The sequence below is a fragment of the Actinomadura sp. RB99 genome (assembly GCF_014706005.1).
GTDB lineage: Bacteria > Actinomycetota > Actinomycetes > Streptosporangiales > Streptosporangiaceae > Spirillospora.
Genome location: NZ_JABMCA010000001.1, coordinates 206,637 through 222,782 on the forward strand (window position 1 = coordinate 206,637; position 16,146 = coordinate 222,782).

General features: G+C 74.8%; 14 protein-coding genes. 10 read left to right on the forward strand and 4 right to left on the reverse strand.

The window, feature by feature from the left end; all coding sequences use genetic code 11:
* Nucleotides 1-31 precede the first annotated feature (31 nt).
* The 3 genes from amrb99_RS01075 to amrb99_RS01085 all read left to right on the forward strand — a co-directional run bounded on the left by amrb99_RS01075 (nt 32) and on the right by amrb99_RS01085 (nt 5,668).
* Nucleotides 32-1,432, forward strand: a complete 1,401-nt coding sequence (locus amrb99_RS01075) for a hemolysin family protein (protein WP_190850914.1) — start codon at nt 32-34, stop codon at nt 1,430-1,432.
* The gene (locus tag amrb99_RS01080; protein WP_190850916.1) at nt 1,420-2,436 is read left to right on the forward strand and encodes a hemolysin family protein; all 1,017 of its coding nucleotides are present in this window, start codon (nt 1,420-1,422) and stop codon (nt 2,434-2,436) included. The genes amrb99_RS01075 and amrb99_RS01080 overlap by 13 nt, the downstream gene beginning before the upstream one ends.
* 121 nt (nt 2,437-2,557) lie before the next feature.
* Entirely contained in the window at nt 2,558-5,668 is a 3,111-nt protein-coding gene (locus tag amrb99_RS01085; protein WP_190850918.1) for a hypothetical protein, read from the forward strand.
* Here the strand turns inward: amrb99_RS01085 and amrb99_RS01090 are convergent, their stop codons facing one another.
* Both amrb99_RS01090 and amrb99_RS01095 read right to left on the reverse strand, forming a co-directional pair.
* Nucleotides 5,669-6,064 carry a phage holin family protein gene (locus amrb99_RS01090; protein ID WP_190850920.1) on the reverse strand — a complete coding sequence of 132 codons (396 nt, stop codon included), beginning with the start codon at nt 6,062-6,064 and terminating at the stop codon, nt 5,669-5,671.
* A 108-nt stretch (nt 6,065-6,172) separates the two neighbouring features.
* Complete coding sequence (locus tag amrb99_RS01095; RefSeq protein WP_190850922.1) at nt 6,173-6,688, reverse strand: hypothetical protein; 516 nt, start codon at nt 6,686-6,688, stop codon at nt 6,173-6,175.
* A gap of 196 nt (nt 6,689-6,884) precedes the next feature.
* Between amrb99_RS01095 and amrb99_RS01100 the strand changes: the two genes are divergently transcribed.
* Together amrb99_RS01100 and recQ are read left to right on the forward strand one after the other, a co-directional pair.
* On the forward strand, nt 6,885-7,538 hold the full coding sequence (locus tag amrb99_RS01100) for an HAD family phosphatase (protein WP_190850924.1): 654 nt from the start codon (nt 6,885-6,887) through the stop codon (nt 7,536-7,538).
* A gap of 46 nt (nt 7,539-7,584) precedes the next feature.
* Nucleotides 7,585-9,423, forward strand: a complete 1,839-nt coding sequence (gene recQ, locus amrb99_RS01105; protein ID WP_190850926.1) for a DNA helicase RecQ — start codon at nt 7,585-7,587, stop codon at nt 9,421-9,423.
* A 26-nt stretch (nt 9,424-9,449) separates the two neighbouring features.
* Here recQ and amrb99_RS01110 read toward each other — a convergent pair whose 3' ends face one another.
* Nucleotides 9,450-10,796 (reverse strand): FAD-dependent oxidoreductase, encoded by a 1,347-nt coding sequence (locus amrb99_RS01110; RefSeq protein ID WP_190850928.1) that lies wholly within the window; start codon nt 10,794-10,796, stop codon nt 9,450-9,452.
* A 57-nt stretch (nt 10,797-10,853) separates the two neighbouring features.
* Here amrb99_RS01110 and amrb99_RS01115 point away from each other — a divergent pair, with 57 nt between their 5' ends.
* From amrb99_RS01115 to amrb99_RS01130, 4 genes are all read left to right on the forward strand, one after another.
* Entirely contained in the window at nt 10,854-11,453 is a 600-nt protein-coding gene (locus amrb99_RS01115) for a TetR/AcrR family transcriptional regulator (protein ID WP_206699737.1), read from the forward strand.
* Between the two features lie 115 nt (nt 11,454-11,568).
* Nucleotides 11,569-12,033: a DUF5666 domain-containing protein gene (locus amrb99_RS01120; protein ID WP_190850933.1), complete on the forward strand. Its 465-nt coding sequence runs from the start codon at nt 11,569-11,571 to the stop codon at nt 12,031-12,033.
* A gap of 168 nt (nt 12,034-12,201) precedes the next feature.
* Nucleotides 12,202-12,876, forward strand: a complete 675-nt coding sequence (locus tag amrb99_RS01125) for a response regulator transcription factor (protein WP_190850935.1) — start codon at nt 12,202-12,204, stop codon at nt 12,874-12,876.
* Nucleotides 12,873-14,222, forward strand: a complete 1,350-nt coding sequence (locus amrb99_RS01130; protein WP_190850938.1) for a HAMP domain-containing sensor histidine kinase — start codon at nt 12,873-12,875, stop codon at nt 14,220-14,222. The genes amrb99_RS01125 and amrb99_RS01130 overlap by 4 nt, the downstream gene beginning before the upstream one ends.
* Before the next feature lie 11 nt (nt 14,223-14,233).
* Here the strand turns inward: amrb99_RS01130 and amrb99_RS01140 are convergent, their stop codons facing one another.
* Nucleotides 14,234-15,067: a glycoside hydrolase domain-containing protein gene (locus amrb99_RS01140; protein ID WP_241755114.1), complete on the reverse strand. Its 834-nt coding sequence runs from the start codon at nt 15,065-15,067 to the stop codon at nt 14,234-14,236.
* Between the two features lie 427 nt (nt 15,068-15,494).
* On the opposite strand from amrb99_RS01140, the gene amrb99_RS01145 reads away from it, so the two are divergent.
* Nucleotides 15,495-16,133, forward strand: coding sequence for an acetate uptake transporter (locus amrb99_RS01145; RefSeq protein ID WP_190850940.1), 639 nt, complete (start codon nt 15,495-15,497; stop codon nt 16,131-16,133).
* Nucleotides 16,134-16,146 lie beyond the last annotated feature (13 nt).

Below are 16,146 nucleotides of genomic sequence, written 5' to 3' on the forward strand. Positions count from 1 at the left end.
TGTCGGACCCCAGTCATAGACCCGGTGCCCCATGCTGACGGCGGCGCTGGGAGTGCTCGCGGTGATCGTTCTCACCGCCGCGACCGGATATTTCGTCGCCCAGGAATTCGCCTACGTCGCCGCCGACCGCGCGTCCCTCGAGCAGGCCGCCGCGCGCGGCGACGCGTCCGCCCGCCGGGCCGTGAAGGTCATCGGCCGGCTGTCGTTCATGCTGTCCGGCGCGCAGCTCGGCATCACGATGACCACGCTGGTCGTCGGGTTCATCGCCAAGCCCGCCCTGGCCGAGCTGATCAGGCCGCTGCTGGACGCCGCGGGCGTGCCCGCGGGCGCCACCGGCGCGATCGCGCTGGCCGCCGGGTTCGTGCTGGCCACGCTGATCCAGATGCTGCTGGGCGAGCTGTTCCCCAAGAACCTCGCCCTGGCCCGCGCTGAGTCGCTGGCGCGCGCGCTGGCCGCGTCCACGCTCGTCTACCTGGCCGTGGCGGGGCCGCTGATCCGGCTGTTCGACCGCGCCGCCGAGCGGCTGCTGCGCCTCGTCGGCGTCGAGCCCGTCGAGGAGCTGCACAGCGGCGCCACCCTGGAGGAGCTCGGCGACATCATCGGCAAGTCGCAGAGCTCCGGCCACCTGCCCGCCGACCTGTCCGGCCTCCTCGACCGCGCCCTGTCGTTCGGCGACCTCACCGCCGACGAGGTCATGGTCCCGCGCCCGCAGGTCAGCACGCTGCCGTCCACCGCGCCCGCCGCCGACCTCGTCGCGCTGATCCGCGAGACCGGGCACAGCGCCTACCCCGTGTACGACGGCGAGGTCGACGACGTCATCGGCGTCGCCGGGGTCCGCGAGGTCGCCGACGACGCGCTCGACCCGGCCACCCCGGTCGGGCGGATCGCCCGCCCCGCGCTGCTCGTCCCCGGCAGCCAGCCGCTGTACGGCGTCATCGAGCGGATGCGCGAGTCCGGCGAGGAGTTCGCCTGCGTCGTCGACGAGTACGGCGGCCTCGCCGGAATCCTCACCTTCGAGGACGTCGCCGAGGAGCTCGTCGGCGAGATCGCCGACGAGACCGACGCCCGCGAGGACGCCCCGACCAGCGGCCCCGACGGGTCCTGGCTCGTCGACGCCGGCATGCGCATCGACGAGGTCGGCCGCCTCACCGGCCTCGACCTGCCCGAGGGCGACGCCTACGACACCCTCGGCGGCCTCGTCATGGCCGAGCTGCGCCGCCTCCCCTGCCCCGGCGACCGCCTCACCGTCGCCCTGGACGGCGCGGCCGGGCACGCCGAGCTGGAGGTCGTCAGCGTCGCCCGCCGCGTCGCCGAGAAGATCCGGATCCGCACCGCCGCCGCCCCGGCGCCGTCCGGCCGGCCGGAGGTCTCCGACCCGCCGTGCGCCGCCGCGCCGTCCCCGGACGCCGAGGAGGTGTCATGGACCCGCTGACCTCCCTGCTCGTCACCGTCCTGCTGCTGATCGGGAACGGCTTCTTCGTCGCGTCGGAGTTCGCGCTCGTCGCCGCCAACCGGTCCCAGCTGGAACGCGCCGCCGGCAAGGGCAGCCGCCCCGCCGCGGCGGCCCTCGCGGGCGTCCGCGAGCTGTCGCTGATGCTCGCCGGCGCGCAGTTCGGCATCACGATGTGCTCGCTGGGCCTCGCGATCGTCACCGAGCCCGCGTTCGAGCACCTCCTCGAACCGCCCCTGCACGCCGTCGGCGTCCCCGATGCCGGCGCCAAGGCCGCCGCCCTCGCCTGCGCCCTCGGCGTCATCACGTTCCTGCACATGGTCGTCGGCGAGATGGCGCCGAAGTCCTGGGCGATCGTGAACCCGGAGCGCTCCGCGGTCCTGCTCGCGCTGCCGTTCCGCGGGTTCGCGAAGGTGTCGCGCCCGATCCTCGCCGCGCTGAACGCCACGACCAACGGGCTGCTGCGGCTCGTCCGGGTCACCCCCCGCGACGAGCTGGACAGCCACACCGACCCGGCCCGGCTCAGCCACCTGGTCGGCGAGTCCCGCCGCCTCGGCCTCATCGGGCGCCACGACCACGAGCTGCTCCGCCGCGCGATCTCCGCGCGCGAGGCGACCGTCCGGCACCTGGTCATCCCCGCCTCGTCGGTGACCACGATCGACGCGGGCGCGTCCGCCGCCGACATCCGCCGCACCGCGACCGCGAGCGGCCACAGCCGGCTCCTCGTCCGCGGCCCGGACGGCACCGCCACCGGCATCGTGCACGTCCGCGCCGCCATCACCGAGCCGGACGGCGACCGGCCCGCGGGCGAGCTCGCCTACCCGGCGCCGGCCCTCACCGCGGAGACCACCGTCCTGGACGCCGTCAGCCGGATGCGCCGCGCCCGCGCGCAGCTCGCCGTCGTCAACGGCGACCGCGGCGCGTTCGCCGGGATCGTCACCCTGGACGACCTCCTGGCCGAGCTCCTGGCCACGAATCCGCACTGACCGGTGAAGATCATCACGCGCGACCGCGCGGGCCACGAGTGATCGTTTCCATGTGAGACGTTAGACGCGGGCAAAAGGGGACACATACGGCCCCGGGTCGATCTGGGACGGGATGGCGTAGGTGAACCACTCAACGGAACCCAACGGGCCGGACGGCGTGCCGGAGCCCGAGCTCGACGCCCGTCCTGACCTGGAGACGATCCCGCTGGCCGAGGCTCCGGTGGAGGAGACGCCGGCCCTGGGCGTGGAGGAGGTCTCCTGGGGCGGTCCCGAACTCGTCGAGAACGTCTACGCGCCGCTGACGGAACAGTACGAGCATCTCCAGTCGGGCCTTGAGGACGACGCGCTCGGCTGGACGGCCCAGATCGACGCGCTCCGGGCGCTCCGGGGCGCACGTGTCGCCGGCGACTGGGAGACCCTTGCCCGCCTCCTCGTCGCCCCGGGCACCCTCGAAGAGACCGGGACTCTTGAGGAGACGGGCGCGGTCCGCCTCGTGCGGACGGCGGACGAGGCGGAGACCGTCCGGTCCCTCCTCGGGGACCTCAAGGCCGCCGGCGAGCGCACCCTGCTCCTCGCGCCCACCCCCGAGAAGGCCGCCGAGCTCCTCGAAGCCGTCCAGGACGACCCGGAGATCCGCACCCTCCTCATCGAGACCGGGCCGCCCCGGCCCGCCGCGCCGCCGCCCGCGCCGTCCGTGTCGCCGACTCCGTCCGTGCCGCCCGCTCCGCCCGTGCAGCCCGCCCCGTCGGTGCAGCCCGCTCCGTCGGTGCAGCCCGCCCGGTCCGACGAGACCCTCAAGCTTCCGACGCTCCCCGACGAGCCGCCCGCTGACGCCGCCCCGGCGGAGCCCGCCGCCCCCGAGGCCGTCCAGCCGCAGGAGGAGGACGCCGCCGCGGCGCCGGCCCGGAACGACTTCGGATCCCACGGGACCGTCGAGTTCAAGCCGGTGACCGGCCTCCCCGAGCCCGGCGCTGGAGCGACGCGGGCCGAGCCCCTGCCCGGCGCGCGCGCTGAAGGCATGCCTGAGGCGGACGCCGCGGACGCGACGCGAGCCGAACCGCTGCCCGCCCCCGTGGGAGACGACCTCCTTCCCGGCGCGGACGCGACGCGCGCGGAGGCCCTGCCCGGCCCCATGGCGGACGACGAGCAGCCCGCCGCGCCGGACCATCCCGAACCCGGGGCAAGCCCGGACGTCCTCGCCTCGGCGGAGGCGACGGCGGCCCATGCGCTGCCCGGACGGCCAGGCGACGACGCCGGAGCCCCGTCCGGCCCGAGCGCCCCGGACTCCACGGAGACCATGGCGCTCCCCGTCCCGGTGCCCGACGAGCAGAGCCCTGGCACCGCGTCGGCGGAACACGTGCAAGGCGAGGCCGGGGCGCGTCCTGACGTCCCGCCCGAGGAGAGCGCCGCAGAGGCGACGCTGAGCGATGCGTCCGGAGATCCGGCAAGGGAGACCGGCGCGCACGCGGAGGATGCGGCACCGGCGGCAGGTGGCTCAGACGCCCATGGCGGCATCGGCGAGGCCCTGCCCGGCGCGGCCGAGCGTTCTGCGGGAGACGGCGCCGATCCCGGCTCGACGCTGCCCGGGCCGGCCGATGAGGTCTACGAGCGCATGGAGGGCGCGTCCGAGGCCGCGGAGGCGCGCGCGCTGGAAGCCGCGTTGCGGGCCGTCGGCGAGGGATGGCCTCGGACATGGCGGGCCGAGGCGGGAGCGCTGCGGCGCGGGTTGATGCTGCTGGAGCAGTGGCCTCGGGACGCGGAGGCGCTGGCGGCGGTGCGGGCGGAGACGGCCGCGCGGAAGGAGGCGCTGGAAGCGGAGCTGGCGAGCATCGCGAGCGGGATCGAGGAGGCGCGGGACGCGGCGCAGAGCGCGGAGGAGCGGGCCGCCGAGGCGGAGGCCGAGGCCGAGCGGCTGGTCGCGGTGCAGCGGGAGGCGGAGGAGGAGCTGGCCGGTCCGCGCGCGGAGGCGGAGCGGTTGCAGGCGCTCGCGGACGCGGCGGGCGCTGAGGCGAGCGAGCTGACGCGGGTGGCGGACGAGGCGTTCGCGCGGTGCACGCAGCTGGAACAGCGGACCCATGAGGCGCAGAACGAGCTGCGGGACGCGCAGCAGGTGGAGGCGTCGCTGAAGGACGAGCTGGCGCGCGCGCAGGCGGCGTTGCCAGCGGCGATGGAGGAGGCGGACAGGCTGGCCGCCGTGGACGCCGACGCGTCGGCGGAGGGCCACGCGGCCTACTACCGGCTGGTGTCGGCGGAGTCGGCGCTGGCGGCGGTGCGGCGGAAGATGACGCTGACGCAGCGGTTGCATGTGGCGGCGCCGCCGTCGAACCTGCGGAGCGTCCGGGCGGAGGTACGGGCGCGGGCGCGGGAGGCGGACGAGGCGGCGAAGCGCGCGCAGGAGGCGAAGGACGCGGCGGAGCGCGCGGAGGCGCACCGGCAGGGCCTCGCGACGTTCGTGGCGGAGAGCGGGCCGCGGCTGGCGACGGCGCGGGAGGCGCAGGAGCGGTTGACGACGGAGCTGGCGTGGCTGGCGACGGAGCGGGAGACGGCGGGCGCGGAGCACCAGGAGCAGGCGCGGCGCGCGGCGGAGTCGGTGGACCGGGCGACGCAGGCGGGCCTGGAGGCGCGGGCGGCGCAGCAGGCCGCCCGGGTGATCGAGGAGCGGGTGGAGGCCGCGCGGACGGGCCGGGAGGAGGCTCTCGCGGCGGTCGAACGCGCGCGGGCGGACGCGGAGGCGGCGGTGGCACGCGCCGCCGAGGGACGGGCGGAGCTCGACCGGCGCGGCGCGGAGGGCGAGGCGGAGACGGCCGCCGCCGAGGCGGACCTGCGGGCGGCGGCGGAGACGGAGGCGCGGTCGCGGGAGAAGGTCCGGGAGGTGTTCGGAGCGGACCCGGCGGACGATCCCGAGGTGTTCGGGGAGCGCCGGCGGGCGGCGATGGCCCGGATCGAGGAGCTGGGCGGGCTCCTGGGAGGCGGCGAGGCGGACGGCGCCGCGCTGCTGCCCGCTGCGGACCTGGTGGTCGGGACGCCGGTGGGCGTGGGGGCGGCGGTGCCGGGCGAGCGGTTCGGCGCCCTGGTCGCGGTGGGCGCGCTCGACGACGCGGACTTCCTGGTCGGCGCCGTCAGGGCGGCCCGCTGGGTCCTCGTGGGCTCGCCTGATGACGAACAGCCGGGGCACGGCGTGTTCGCGCGTTGCGCGGTCGCCGCACCCCGGCTGGTGGGGGACGGGAGCTAGTCAGTCCCGGTCGTCGTCATCGTCGTCGTCGCCGGGGACGAGGACATGCAGGAGCCAGCCGACGACGCCGACGACGATCGCGCCCCAGAAGGCCGGCCAGAACCCGCTGACGTGGAACGGCAGGTCGAGGCGGCCGGCGAGGGCGCTGGTCAGCCAGAGCAGCAGGCCGTTCACGACGAGGCCGATGAGGCCGAGGGTGAGGATGTAGAAGGCACAGCCGAGCGTCTTCACGATCGGCTTGATGACGGCGTTGACCAGGCCGAAGATGACCGCGACGCAGAGCAGTGTCAGCGCGCGGTGGGCGGTGTCCCGGCCGGTGAGGGTGATGCCGTCGATCAGCGCGGTGGCGGCCCAGAGGGCGATCGCGGTGATGACGACCTTGATGAGGATGCGCACAGCACGAGGATCGTAGGGCAGGACGCGGAATTCATCCCTCTGCGCGGCGATTCGCCATGGGTGCGGCTCATCATCCGGAACGACCGGGGACGGCCCGGCGGGCGGGCGTCAGTCGGCCCGGTCGAAGAACGGGGAGCGGGCGGAGACCTGGGAGCGGGGTCCGCCACGGGGGGCCTGCGGGCCGGACGCGGCGGGCGCCGGGGCCGGGGCGGGGGCGGACGGCGCGGCGGCGCCCTGGCGCGACAGCGGCGGCGCACCCGCGCCGGAACGCGCCGGCGGCGCGGACGGCGCGGGGCCGCCGGTCTGCCGGACGCGGGCGAGCTCGCGCTGGAGCCGGCGCTTCTCCATCTCGAGCGTGGTCAGCGACTCCTCGTGCTCCTCGCGCAGGTAGCGCAGGTCGCGGCGGGCGCGCAGGATGCGGCCGGCGCCGGCGAAGGTGAGCATCACGCCGACGACGAAGACGACGGCGACGGCCGCGCCGGCGAGGAAGACCTGCCACTCGTTGTGGATGCCGGGGACGGCCTGGCCGAAGGCGGTGAGGTGGGAGGGGTCGGTGTTGTCCATGATGATCCCGGCGGCGACCGCGACGGCCGCGGCGAGCAGGAGCAGTCCGATGAACGCCATGTGCAGATCTCCTCTGCGGTGACTCCGGAGGGGGTACGGAGGCCCACCACCATGCCAGACGCGAAGCCGATCATGTCGAATTCGTCGGATAAATCCAGGTCAGGGGCTGTTAGTCCGATTGATGACCCGAGGTTGCCCGCCGAGCGCGGTGGGTAATGATCGTTGCCGTAGGCGGCGCCGATTCCCGGGAGGGGCCATGCCCTTGGAGGCCATCGTTTTCGACCTGGACGGCGTGCTGATCGACTCCGAACCGGTGTGGGAGGAGGTGCGGCGCGGCTACGTCGCGTCCCACGGCGGGCGGTGGCTGCCCGACACGCAGCGGCGCCTCATGGGCATGAGCACCGTGGAGTGGGCCCGGTACATCGCGGCAGACCTCGTCGACGGCGTCACCGCGGAGGAGGTCGCCTATGCGGTGATCGACGAGATGTCCCAGCGGTACGCGGCGGGGCCGCCGCTGCTGCCGGGCGCCGAGGACGCCGTCCACCGGCTCGCCGCGTTCCGCCCGCTCGGCCTGGCCAGCTCGTCCCCGCGCGCGCTGATCGACCTGGTGCTCGGGCAGCTCGGGATCGAGTCGCTGTTCCGCGCAACCCTGTCCACCGAGGAGGTCGACGCCGGAAAGCCCGCACCGGACGGCTACCTCGCCGTGGCCGGTCAGCTGGAGGTCCCGCCCGAGGAGTGCGTCGCGGTCGAGGACTCCAGCAACGGCCTGCGCTCCGCGCACGCGGCCGGGATGACGGTGATCGCGATCCCGCGCGAGGCGCACCCGCCCTCGGACGACGCGCTCGCGCTCGCCGCGCACGTCGCGAAGGACCTCGACGAGCTGACCCCCGCCCTGCTCACCGCCCTCTGACCCCATCCCGGGGACGGCTGTCGGCGGGCGCTCATAGTATGGGCCGATGGCCTCCCCCGACTTCCTCGAGACCCCGGAGACACTGGACACGCTGCGGCGCGTGTTCGGGTACGACGCGTTCCGGGACGGGCAGCGGGAGATCATCGAGCATGTCGTCGGGGGCGGGGACGCGCTGGTCCTGATGCCGACCGGCGGCGGCAAGTCGCTGTGCTACCAGATCCCGTCGCTGGTCCGGAAGGGCACCGGCGTCGTGATCTCGCCGCTGATCGCGCTCATGCAGGACCAGGTGGACGCGCTGCGCGCGCTCGGCGTCAACGCCGGCTTCCTCAACTCCACGCAGGACCTCGACGAGCGCCGCGTCGTGGAGGCCCAGTTCCTCGCGGGCGAGCTCGACCTGCTCTACCTCGCGCCGGAGCGGCTGCGCGTCCCGGCGGCGGTCGAGCTGCTCGACCGGGGCGACGTCGCGCTGTTCGCGATCGACGAGGCGCACTGCGTGTCGCAGTGGGGGCACGACTTCCGGCCCGACTACCTGATGCTGTCCGGCCTGCACGAGCGCTGGCCGGACGTGCCGCGCATCGCGCTGACCGCGACCGCGACGGAGGCGACCCGCGCCGAGATCGCGTCCCGGCTCCGGCTGGAGGACGCCCGGCACTTCGTCGCGAGCTTCGACCGCCCGAACATCCAGTACCGGATCGAGCCGAAGACCGACGCGAAGCGGCAGCTCCTCCGGCTGCTGCAGACCGAGCACCAGGGCGACGCGGGCATCGTGTACTGCCTGTCCCGCAACTCGGTCGAGAAGCACGCCGCGTTCCTCACCGAGAACGGCATCGAGGCCCTGCCGTACCACGCGGGCCTCGACGCGGAGACGCGCGCCGCGAACCAGGCGCGGTTCCTGCGCGAGGACGGCCTCGTCATCGTCGCGACGATCGCGTTCGGCATGGGCATCGACAAGCCGGACGTCCGCTTCGTCGCGCACCTCGACCTGCCCAAGTCCGTCGAGGGCTACTACCAGGAGACGGGCCGCGCCGGGCGCGACGGCCTGCCGTCCACGGCCTGGCTCGCCTACGGGCTGCAGGACGTCGTCAACCTCCGCAAGATGATCGACTCCGGGGAGGGCGACGCCGCGTTCCGCCGCCGCCAGTCCCTGCACCTGGACGCGATGCTGGCGCTCTGCGAGACCGTCGAGTGCCGCCGCGTCCAGCTGCTGAACTACTTCGGGCAGTCCGGCGAGCCGTGCGGCAACTGCGACACGTGCCTGTCCCCGCCCGAGACGTGGGACGCGACCGTCGCGGCGCAGAAGGTGCTCTCGGTGATCGTCCGGCTGGAGCGGGAGCGGCGGCAGAAGTTCGGCGCCGGCCACATCATCGACATCCTGCTCGGCAAGAAGAACGCCAAGGTCATCCAGTTCGACCACGACGCGCTGAAGTCGTTCGGCATCGGCGCGGAGCTGCGCGAGGCGGAGTGGCGCGGCGTCGTCCGGCAGCTGCTGGCGCAGGGCCTCGTCGCGGTCGAGAGCAACCACGGCACGCTGGTGCTGACCGAGGCGAGCGCGGACGTGCTGCGCGGGGAGCGCACGGTGCCGATGCGCCGCGAGCCCGAACGGGCCCCGGCGAAGGCGGCGAAGGCCGCGAAGGAGCGCAAGGCGCCCGTCGAGCTGCCCGCCGAGGCGGCGCCGCTGTTCGAGCGGCTCCGCGCCTGGCGCGCCGCCACCGCCAAGGAGCAGGGCGTCCCCGCCTACGTGATCTTCCACGACGCGACGCTCCGCGAGATCGCGACGGCGCGGCCGTCGTCGCTCGCCGAGCTGGGCAAGGTGAGCGGCGTCGGCGAGAACAAGCTCGCCAAGTACGGCGAGCAGGTCCTGGAGACCCTCGCCGAAACGGCCTGACCAGGGGGTCCCGCCGAGAATCCTCATCAGGTGAGGGCGGCGGCGACCTCGCGGGCGGCCCGGTGGCCGGACTCGACGGCGCCGTCCATGTACCCGGCCCAGCGCGTGGCGGTCTCGGTGCCGGCCCAGTGCAGCGGCCCGACGGGCCTGCGCAGGGCGGGGCCGAACCGCGTCAGCGTGCCGGGCGTGGCGAACGCGCCGTAGCAGCCCCGCGAGTACTCCTCCTCCGCCCAGTCCCGCTCGATGAACGCGATCGGGTCGCGGGCGCGCGGGCCGAAGTACCCGGCGAGGTCGGCGAGGACCCGCTCGCGGCGGGACGCCGGGTCGAGCCGCGCGGCGGCGTCGGCGTGCCGGCCCTCCAGGAACCCGACGAGCACCCCGGGCGCCCCGCCCTCCGGGGTGTTGTCGAAGACGACGGCGAACCCGCGGCGGTCGCTGTTGGCCTGGCCGCTGAAGCCGTCCGCGCGCCAGAACGGCTCGTCGTACACGACGTTCACCTTGATCACGCGGCCCATCGGCAGGCGCTGGACGAGCTGGTCGCGGTCGCCGGGCAGGCCGGGCGCGTACCGGACGCGGGCGGCGAGCGGCGGCGGGACGGCGATGACCGCGCGCCGCGCCCGCACCTCCGCGCGGGGCGTGCGGAGCCGGACGGAGCCGTCCGTCCACTCGATCTCGGTGACGGGCGCGTTCGGCACGACCCGGTCGCCGAGCTCGTCGGCCAGGGCGAGCGCGATCCGCTGGGAGCCGCCGGAGACGCGGTCCTGCTGCGCGCCGCCGGTCGTCTCGATCAGCGGGTCGAGGCCGCCGGCGGACGCGACGTAGAAGCCCGCCCACAGCGCGGACATGTCGTCCGGCTCCGCCGCGAAGACCGCCTGCGTGATCAGCCGCATGAACGAGCGGCCCGCGCGCGTGTGCAGGTTCCGCCGGATCCAGGTGCCGAACGTCCGGCCGTCGAGGCGCGCGGCGTGCGCGGCGGCCCACGGCTCGTCCACCGGGATGCGGCGGGCGAGCCGGTCGAGGCGCGCCGAGCCCTGGCCGATGTCGAGGATCGCGGCCGGGGAGAGGCGCGGGACGCGCCCCGCGTACTCGCTGCGGCGCCCGCCGAACTCGGCGATGTGCCGTCCCTCGTCGTACGTCGGGTAGGTGGTGAGGCCGAGGTCGCGGATCAGCGCGAGCACCTCGTCCTGCCCGGGGCCGACCCACTGGCCGCCGACCTCGATCGGCCCGCCGCCGGGGAGCTCGCCGTTCAGCAGGCGCCCGCCGACGCGGTCGCGGGCCTCCAGGACGACGGCGTCGTGCCCGTCCCGGACCAGGTCGCGGGCCGCGACCAGCCCCGCGGCGCCCGCTCCGACGATCGCGACCTCGGCCTCCATGGCGCCTCCCATACGTACCGCATCTCACATACGTCTTGTATGTGTTATACATGCCGCGTGGAGCATGTCAAGAGCCGGCGCGAGCAGTACGTCGAGAGCACCCGCACGGCCCTCCTCGACACCGGACGCCGCCACTTCACCGAGCGCGGCTTCGCCGACGTCTCCGCCGAGGAGCTGGTCCGCGCCGCCGGCCTCACCCGCGGCGCCCTCTACCACCACTTCAACGGCAAGCAGGGCCTGTTCGAGGCCGTCTTCGAGGAGTTCGAGGACGAGGCCGCCCAGCGCATCGCCGCCGCGGTGGAGGGCGCGGGCGGCGACGCGTGGCACCGCGGCATCGCCGGGATCCGGGCCTTCCTCGACATCTGCGCCGAGCCCGGCTACCGCCAGATCGTCCTGCTCCAGGGCCCCATCGCGCTCGGCTGGCAGCGCTGGCGCGAGCTGGACCAGCGCTACCTCGGCGCCCTCCTGGAGGACGGCCTCACCGCGATCCTCGGCGCCGCCCCCGCCCACCCCCTCCCGCTCTCGGCCGCCGCCCTCTACGGCGCGCTCACCGAGCTCGCCCTCACCATCGCCGACGCCGCCGACCCCGCGCAGGCCCGCGACCAGGCCGTCCAGCTCGTCGCCGCGATGCTGAAGGGCCTGCGCACCTTCCACTGAGCCCTCCACTGAACGGCGCCGGGAGAGCGCGCACAGGAGGCGTGCGGCCGATTCCCAGGGTTCTCCCAGGATCCGCCACGGACTCCTACCAGCCGGCCCGGCTTCAATGGCCACCATGCGAACCAACAGGAAGACCATCGCCGCCGGGGCCGGCGCCGCCGGACTGCTCGGGCTCGGCCTGTACCTCGCCGTCCCCGCCGCCGCGAACTCCGCCCCGTCCCCCTCCCCCTCCGCGACGACCGCCGCGCCGAAGGAGCACCCCGGCCACGGCAAGCGCATGGCCGCCCTCCGCCGCGTCCGCGGCGTGCACGGCGAGGCCACCGTCCGCACCAAGGACGGCTTCCGCCTCGCCGACTGGCAGCGCGGCACGATCACCGGCGTCTCCGGGACGACCCTCACCGTCCGCAGCGCCGACGGCGCCACCTGGACCTGGACCACCAACGGCGACACCCGCGTCCGCAAGGACGGCGGCAAGTCGACGCTGTCCGGGCTCACCGGCGGCGCGCAGGTGTTCGTGCTCGGCGAGCGCTCCGGCGGCACCCGCACCGCCAAGTTCGTCCGCCAGCCGAAGAAGGGCTGACTGAGGAGTACAGGGCGGCCGCCCGGCGCAGCTCCTTCGAGCGCCGGGCGGCCGGCCCGCGGGCGCGGGGCGAGCGCTCTGGCCTGGGAAGGCGGCGGCGGGAGGTAGTTTCGGGGCGAGGACGGCGGCCGGGCGCGGTGCCCGGCCGGAGGCCGACGGCGGGAGCGCATGAGCGAGAACCGGCGGGTGCTCGTCGTGGACGACGAGGCCAACATCCGCGACCTCATCGAGGTCGCGCTGCGCTTCCACGGCTTCGCCACCGTCACGGCGGCGTCCGGGGAGGACGCGCTGCGCGTGGCCGCCGGCGAGCGGCCCGACCTCGTCCTGCTGGACGTCATGCTCCCCGACCTCGACGGGTTCGAGGTGTGCCGGCGGCTCCGCGCGGGCGGCGACCAGGTCCCGGTGATCTTCCTGACCGCGCGGGACACCCCGTCCGACACCGTCACCGGGCTCACCCTCGGCGGCGACGACTACGTCACCAAGCCGTTCTCGATCGAGGCGCTCATCGCCCGGGTGCGGGCCGTGCTGCGGCGGGCCGCGCCGCCCGCCGGCGCGGTGCTGCGCGTCGCCGACCTGGAGCTCGACGAGGGGCAGTGGACGGTCCGCCGCGGCGGCGTCGAGGTCGACCTGTCCCCGACGGAGTTCCGGCTGCTCGCGCACCTGATGCGCAACGCCGGGATGGTGCTGTCGCGCGCCCAGCTGCTGGAGGGCGTCTGGGGCTGGGACCACGGCAACCCGCAGGTCGTCGAGACCTACATCAGCTACCTGCGGCGCAAGCTCGACCCGCTGGGCACGCCGCTGATCCACACCCAGCGCGGGGTGGGGTACGCGCTGCGGCCATGACGCTCAACGCCCGGCTGCTCGCCGGCCTGCTCGCCGTCACCCTCGCCGGACTGACGATCATGGGGCTGGTCAGCGCGCTCGTGCTGCACGGATACCTGATGCACCGGGTGGACGGGCAGCTCCAGGCGACCCGCGACCGGGCGGTCGCCCGGCTGGTCCGGCCGGGGCTGCCCGAGCAGGGCGTGGCGCCGGCCCGGTTCGTGGTGCTGGCGGTCGGGCCGAACGGGCGGGTCCGGGTGCTCAGCGGGGACGCACCCGCGCCGGACCACGCGGTCGGCGAGGTCGAGCGCCTCGGCACCGCCGGCCTCGCCGCCCGCGCGCGGTCGCTCGAACCGTTCTCCCTGCCGGGGCTGCGCGCCGTCGCCCGCCCCTGGCGCAACGGCACCGTCGTCGTCGCCTCCCCGCTGGACGAGATCCACTCGGCCGTCCGGAACCTGGTCCTCACCGAGGCCGCCACCGGCGCGCTGCTGCTCGCGCTGCTCGCCCTGCTCGGCCGGTGGCTGATCCACCGCGGGCTGCTGCCGCTGGACCGGATGGCCGCCACCGCGCAGGCGATCACCGCGGGCGGCGACCTCGGCGCCCGCATGCCCGGCCCCGGCCACCGCACCGAGACCGCCCGGCTCGCGACCGCCATCAACGTCATGCTCGACCGGATCGAGCAGGCGTTCTGGGCCCGCAGCCGCTCCGAGGCCCGCGTCCGCGCGTTCGCCGCCGACGCCTCGCACGAGCTGCGCACCCCGCTGACCACCATCCAGGGCTACGCCGAGCTGTACCGGCACGGCGCCCTCGGCCCGGACGAGCTGCCCGACGCGATGCGCCGTATCGAGGACGAGGCCGGCCGGATGAACCGGCTGGTCACCGACCTGCTCGACCTCGCCCGCCTGGACCGGGAGGCCGCCGTCCGGCCCGCCCCGACCGACCTCGTCGCGCTGGCCAGGGACGCGGTGGCGGACGCGACCGCCGCCGCGCCCGGCCATCCCGTCCGGCTCGACGCGCCCGGCGAGCTCGTCGCGGACGTCGACGAGGCCCGCATCCGGCAGGTCTTCGCGAACCTCCTCGCCAACGTCGCCGCGCACACCCCGCCGGGGACGCCCGCGACGATCCGGCTCGCGCCCGGCGTCATCGAGGTCTCCGACGAGGGCCCCGGGATGTCGCCCGAGGACGCGGCCCGCGCGTTCGAGCGCTTCCACCGCGCCGAGCAGGGCAGCACCGGCACCGGCCTGGGCCTGCCCATCGTCGCCGCCATCGCCGCCGCCCACGGCGGGCGCGCCGAGCTCCGCTCCCGCCCGTCGGGCGGGACGACCGTCCGCGTCACCCTTCCCGAGGCGCCCCCGCCCGCCGGCTGACCGGCGGCCCGTCAGGTGACCGGCGACTCCCACGCCGCCTTCCAGGTCGCCGGGCCGACGATCCCGTCCACGCCGAGGCCCTTCTCGGCCTGGAACGACCGGCACACCGCCTCCGAGGCCGGGCCGTACACGCCGTCCGCCGTGATGGACCACCCGCGCGCCTTCATCCGCGCCTGCCACGTCCGCACGTCGTCGCCGCGCATGACGGGCGGCTGCGTGAGGTACCGGCCGGGCCACGCGGGGGCGTGCGGCGCGGACGTGCCGCCCGCCTTCCACTGCCCGTAGTCGTCGTGGACGGCCCGGTCGTAGTCGACCCCCACGCCGTTGATCCGGTGGTCGTTCGAGTACTGCTGGAGCTGCGCCCGCGAGTCCCAGTTGCCGCCCGACCACGCGTACGTCTGCCACCCGAACGTGATCTTCTTGGCGTCGAAAGCCCGCTTGACCGGCCAGTATCCGCCGTAGAGCCCCACCCGACCGCGCCCGAGGACGGACGCCGCGCCGTCCGCGTACGCGTTGATCGCCGCCTGCTGCTCCGGCGTCGCGTCGAAGTCGACCGCGAAGTAGATCGGCCGGTCCGCGGGCATCCCGCAGGCCCTCGCCTGGGCCGCGGCGTCCCGCGCGTCCGCGGCGCCGCCGTCCCGCCCCGACAGCGCCCGCGACGCCGTGCTCTCCCACACGACGACCAGCCACAGGCCGGCCACCGACAGCTCCCGCGCCTCGGCGGCCGTCAGGTTCTTGCCGGTCGTGTCGTGCGAGAGGTAGCGGCAGACGAACTTCGCCCCCGCATCGCGCAGCGCGGACGCACCCGGGCGTCCCCACGCGTAGTCGACACCGAACACGCTCATCCCGCCGTCCCTTCCCCGGGGTCAGTCGAAGGCAGGCAACACCCTCCGAACCGCCACGACCACCGATGTTCCGCGATGTTCAACGCATGGCCGTCCGAACGCCGCATCGGGCGGCGGGGCTCCGTCATCTTCCGGCGATTCTTTGGTGAAGCGACGTCCAACAGGACAGTGACCTGAGACACATGCGGAGTTATGATCGCCTCGAGGCCAGCGACACTACGGGTCTCCGCAGTTACTGGGCGCATCTGACGCGCGTCCAACCTCGCGCCAGATGCACGGCATGACGGTGAGGTCGGACCAGCATGCGGCATGGCGAGTCCCTGTCCCGCCGATGCGGCCTTTCCGAACGTCTGTTCCCGCGTTCCCTCGTCCATCCCCGCCTGCTCCCGAGCAAGCCGCGACGTGGGGACTCCAACGAGGAGGCAACATGACCTACGTCGAGCAAGAGTCCACTCCTCAAACCCCGCCCTCGGCCGCCGACCCCGCCCCGCTCGGGCTGGCCGCCTTCGCCCTCACCACGTTCCTTCTCTCCGCCAAGAACGCCCAGTGGACGGACGGCACCGACGCCTGGCTCGGCTACGCGCTCGGCTACGGCGGCCTCGTCCAGCTCCTGGCCGGCATGTGGGAGTTCCGCAACCGCAACGTGTTCGGCGCGACCGCCTTCTCCTCGTACGGCGGCTTCTGGATCGGCCTCGGCCTCTACATCCTGCTCGTCGCCAAGGAGGGCAACGCCGACCAGGTCGCCAACGACCTCGGCTGGATCCTGCTGGCCTTCGCCATCTTCAACACGTACATGCTCCTGTGGAGCACGCAGGTGAACCTGGCCGTCTTCGGCGTCTTCCTCGCCCTGGAGATCACCGAGATCATCCTGTTCATCGGGAACTTCTCCACCAGCGAGACGACGATCAAGATCGGCGGCTACTTCGGGGTGATCACCGCCCTGGTCGCCTGGTACACCTCCGCCGCGGGCGTCATCAACGGCATGCTCGGCCGCACGACGCTCTTCGTCGGCAAGCCGATGCTCAACCTGACGCCGACGCCGACGCAGCCCCCCGCCCAGCCCTGACCCGTCCGGCCTC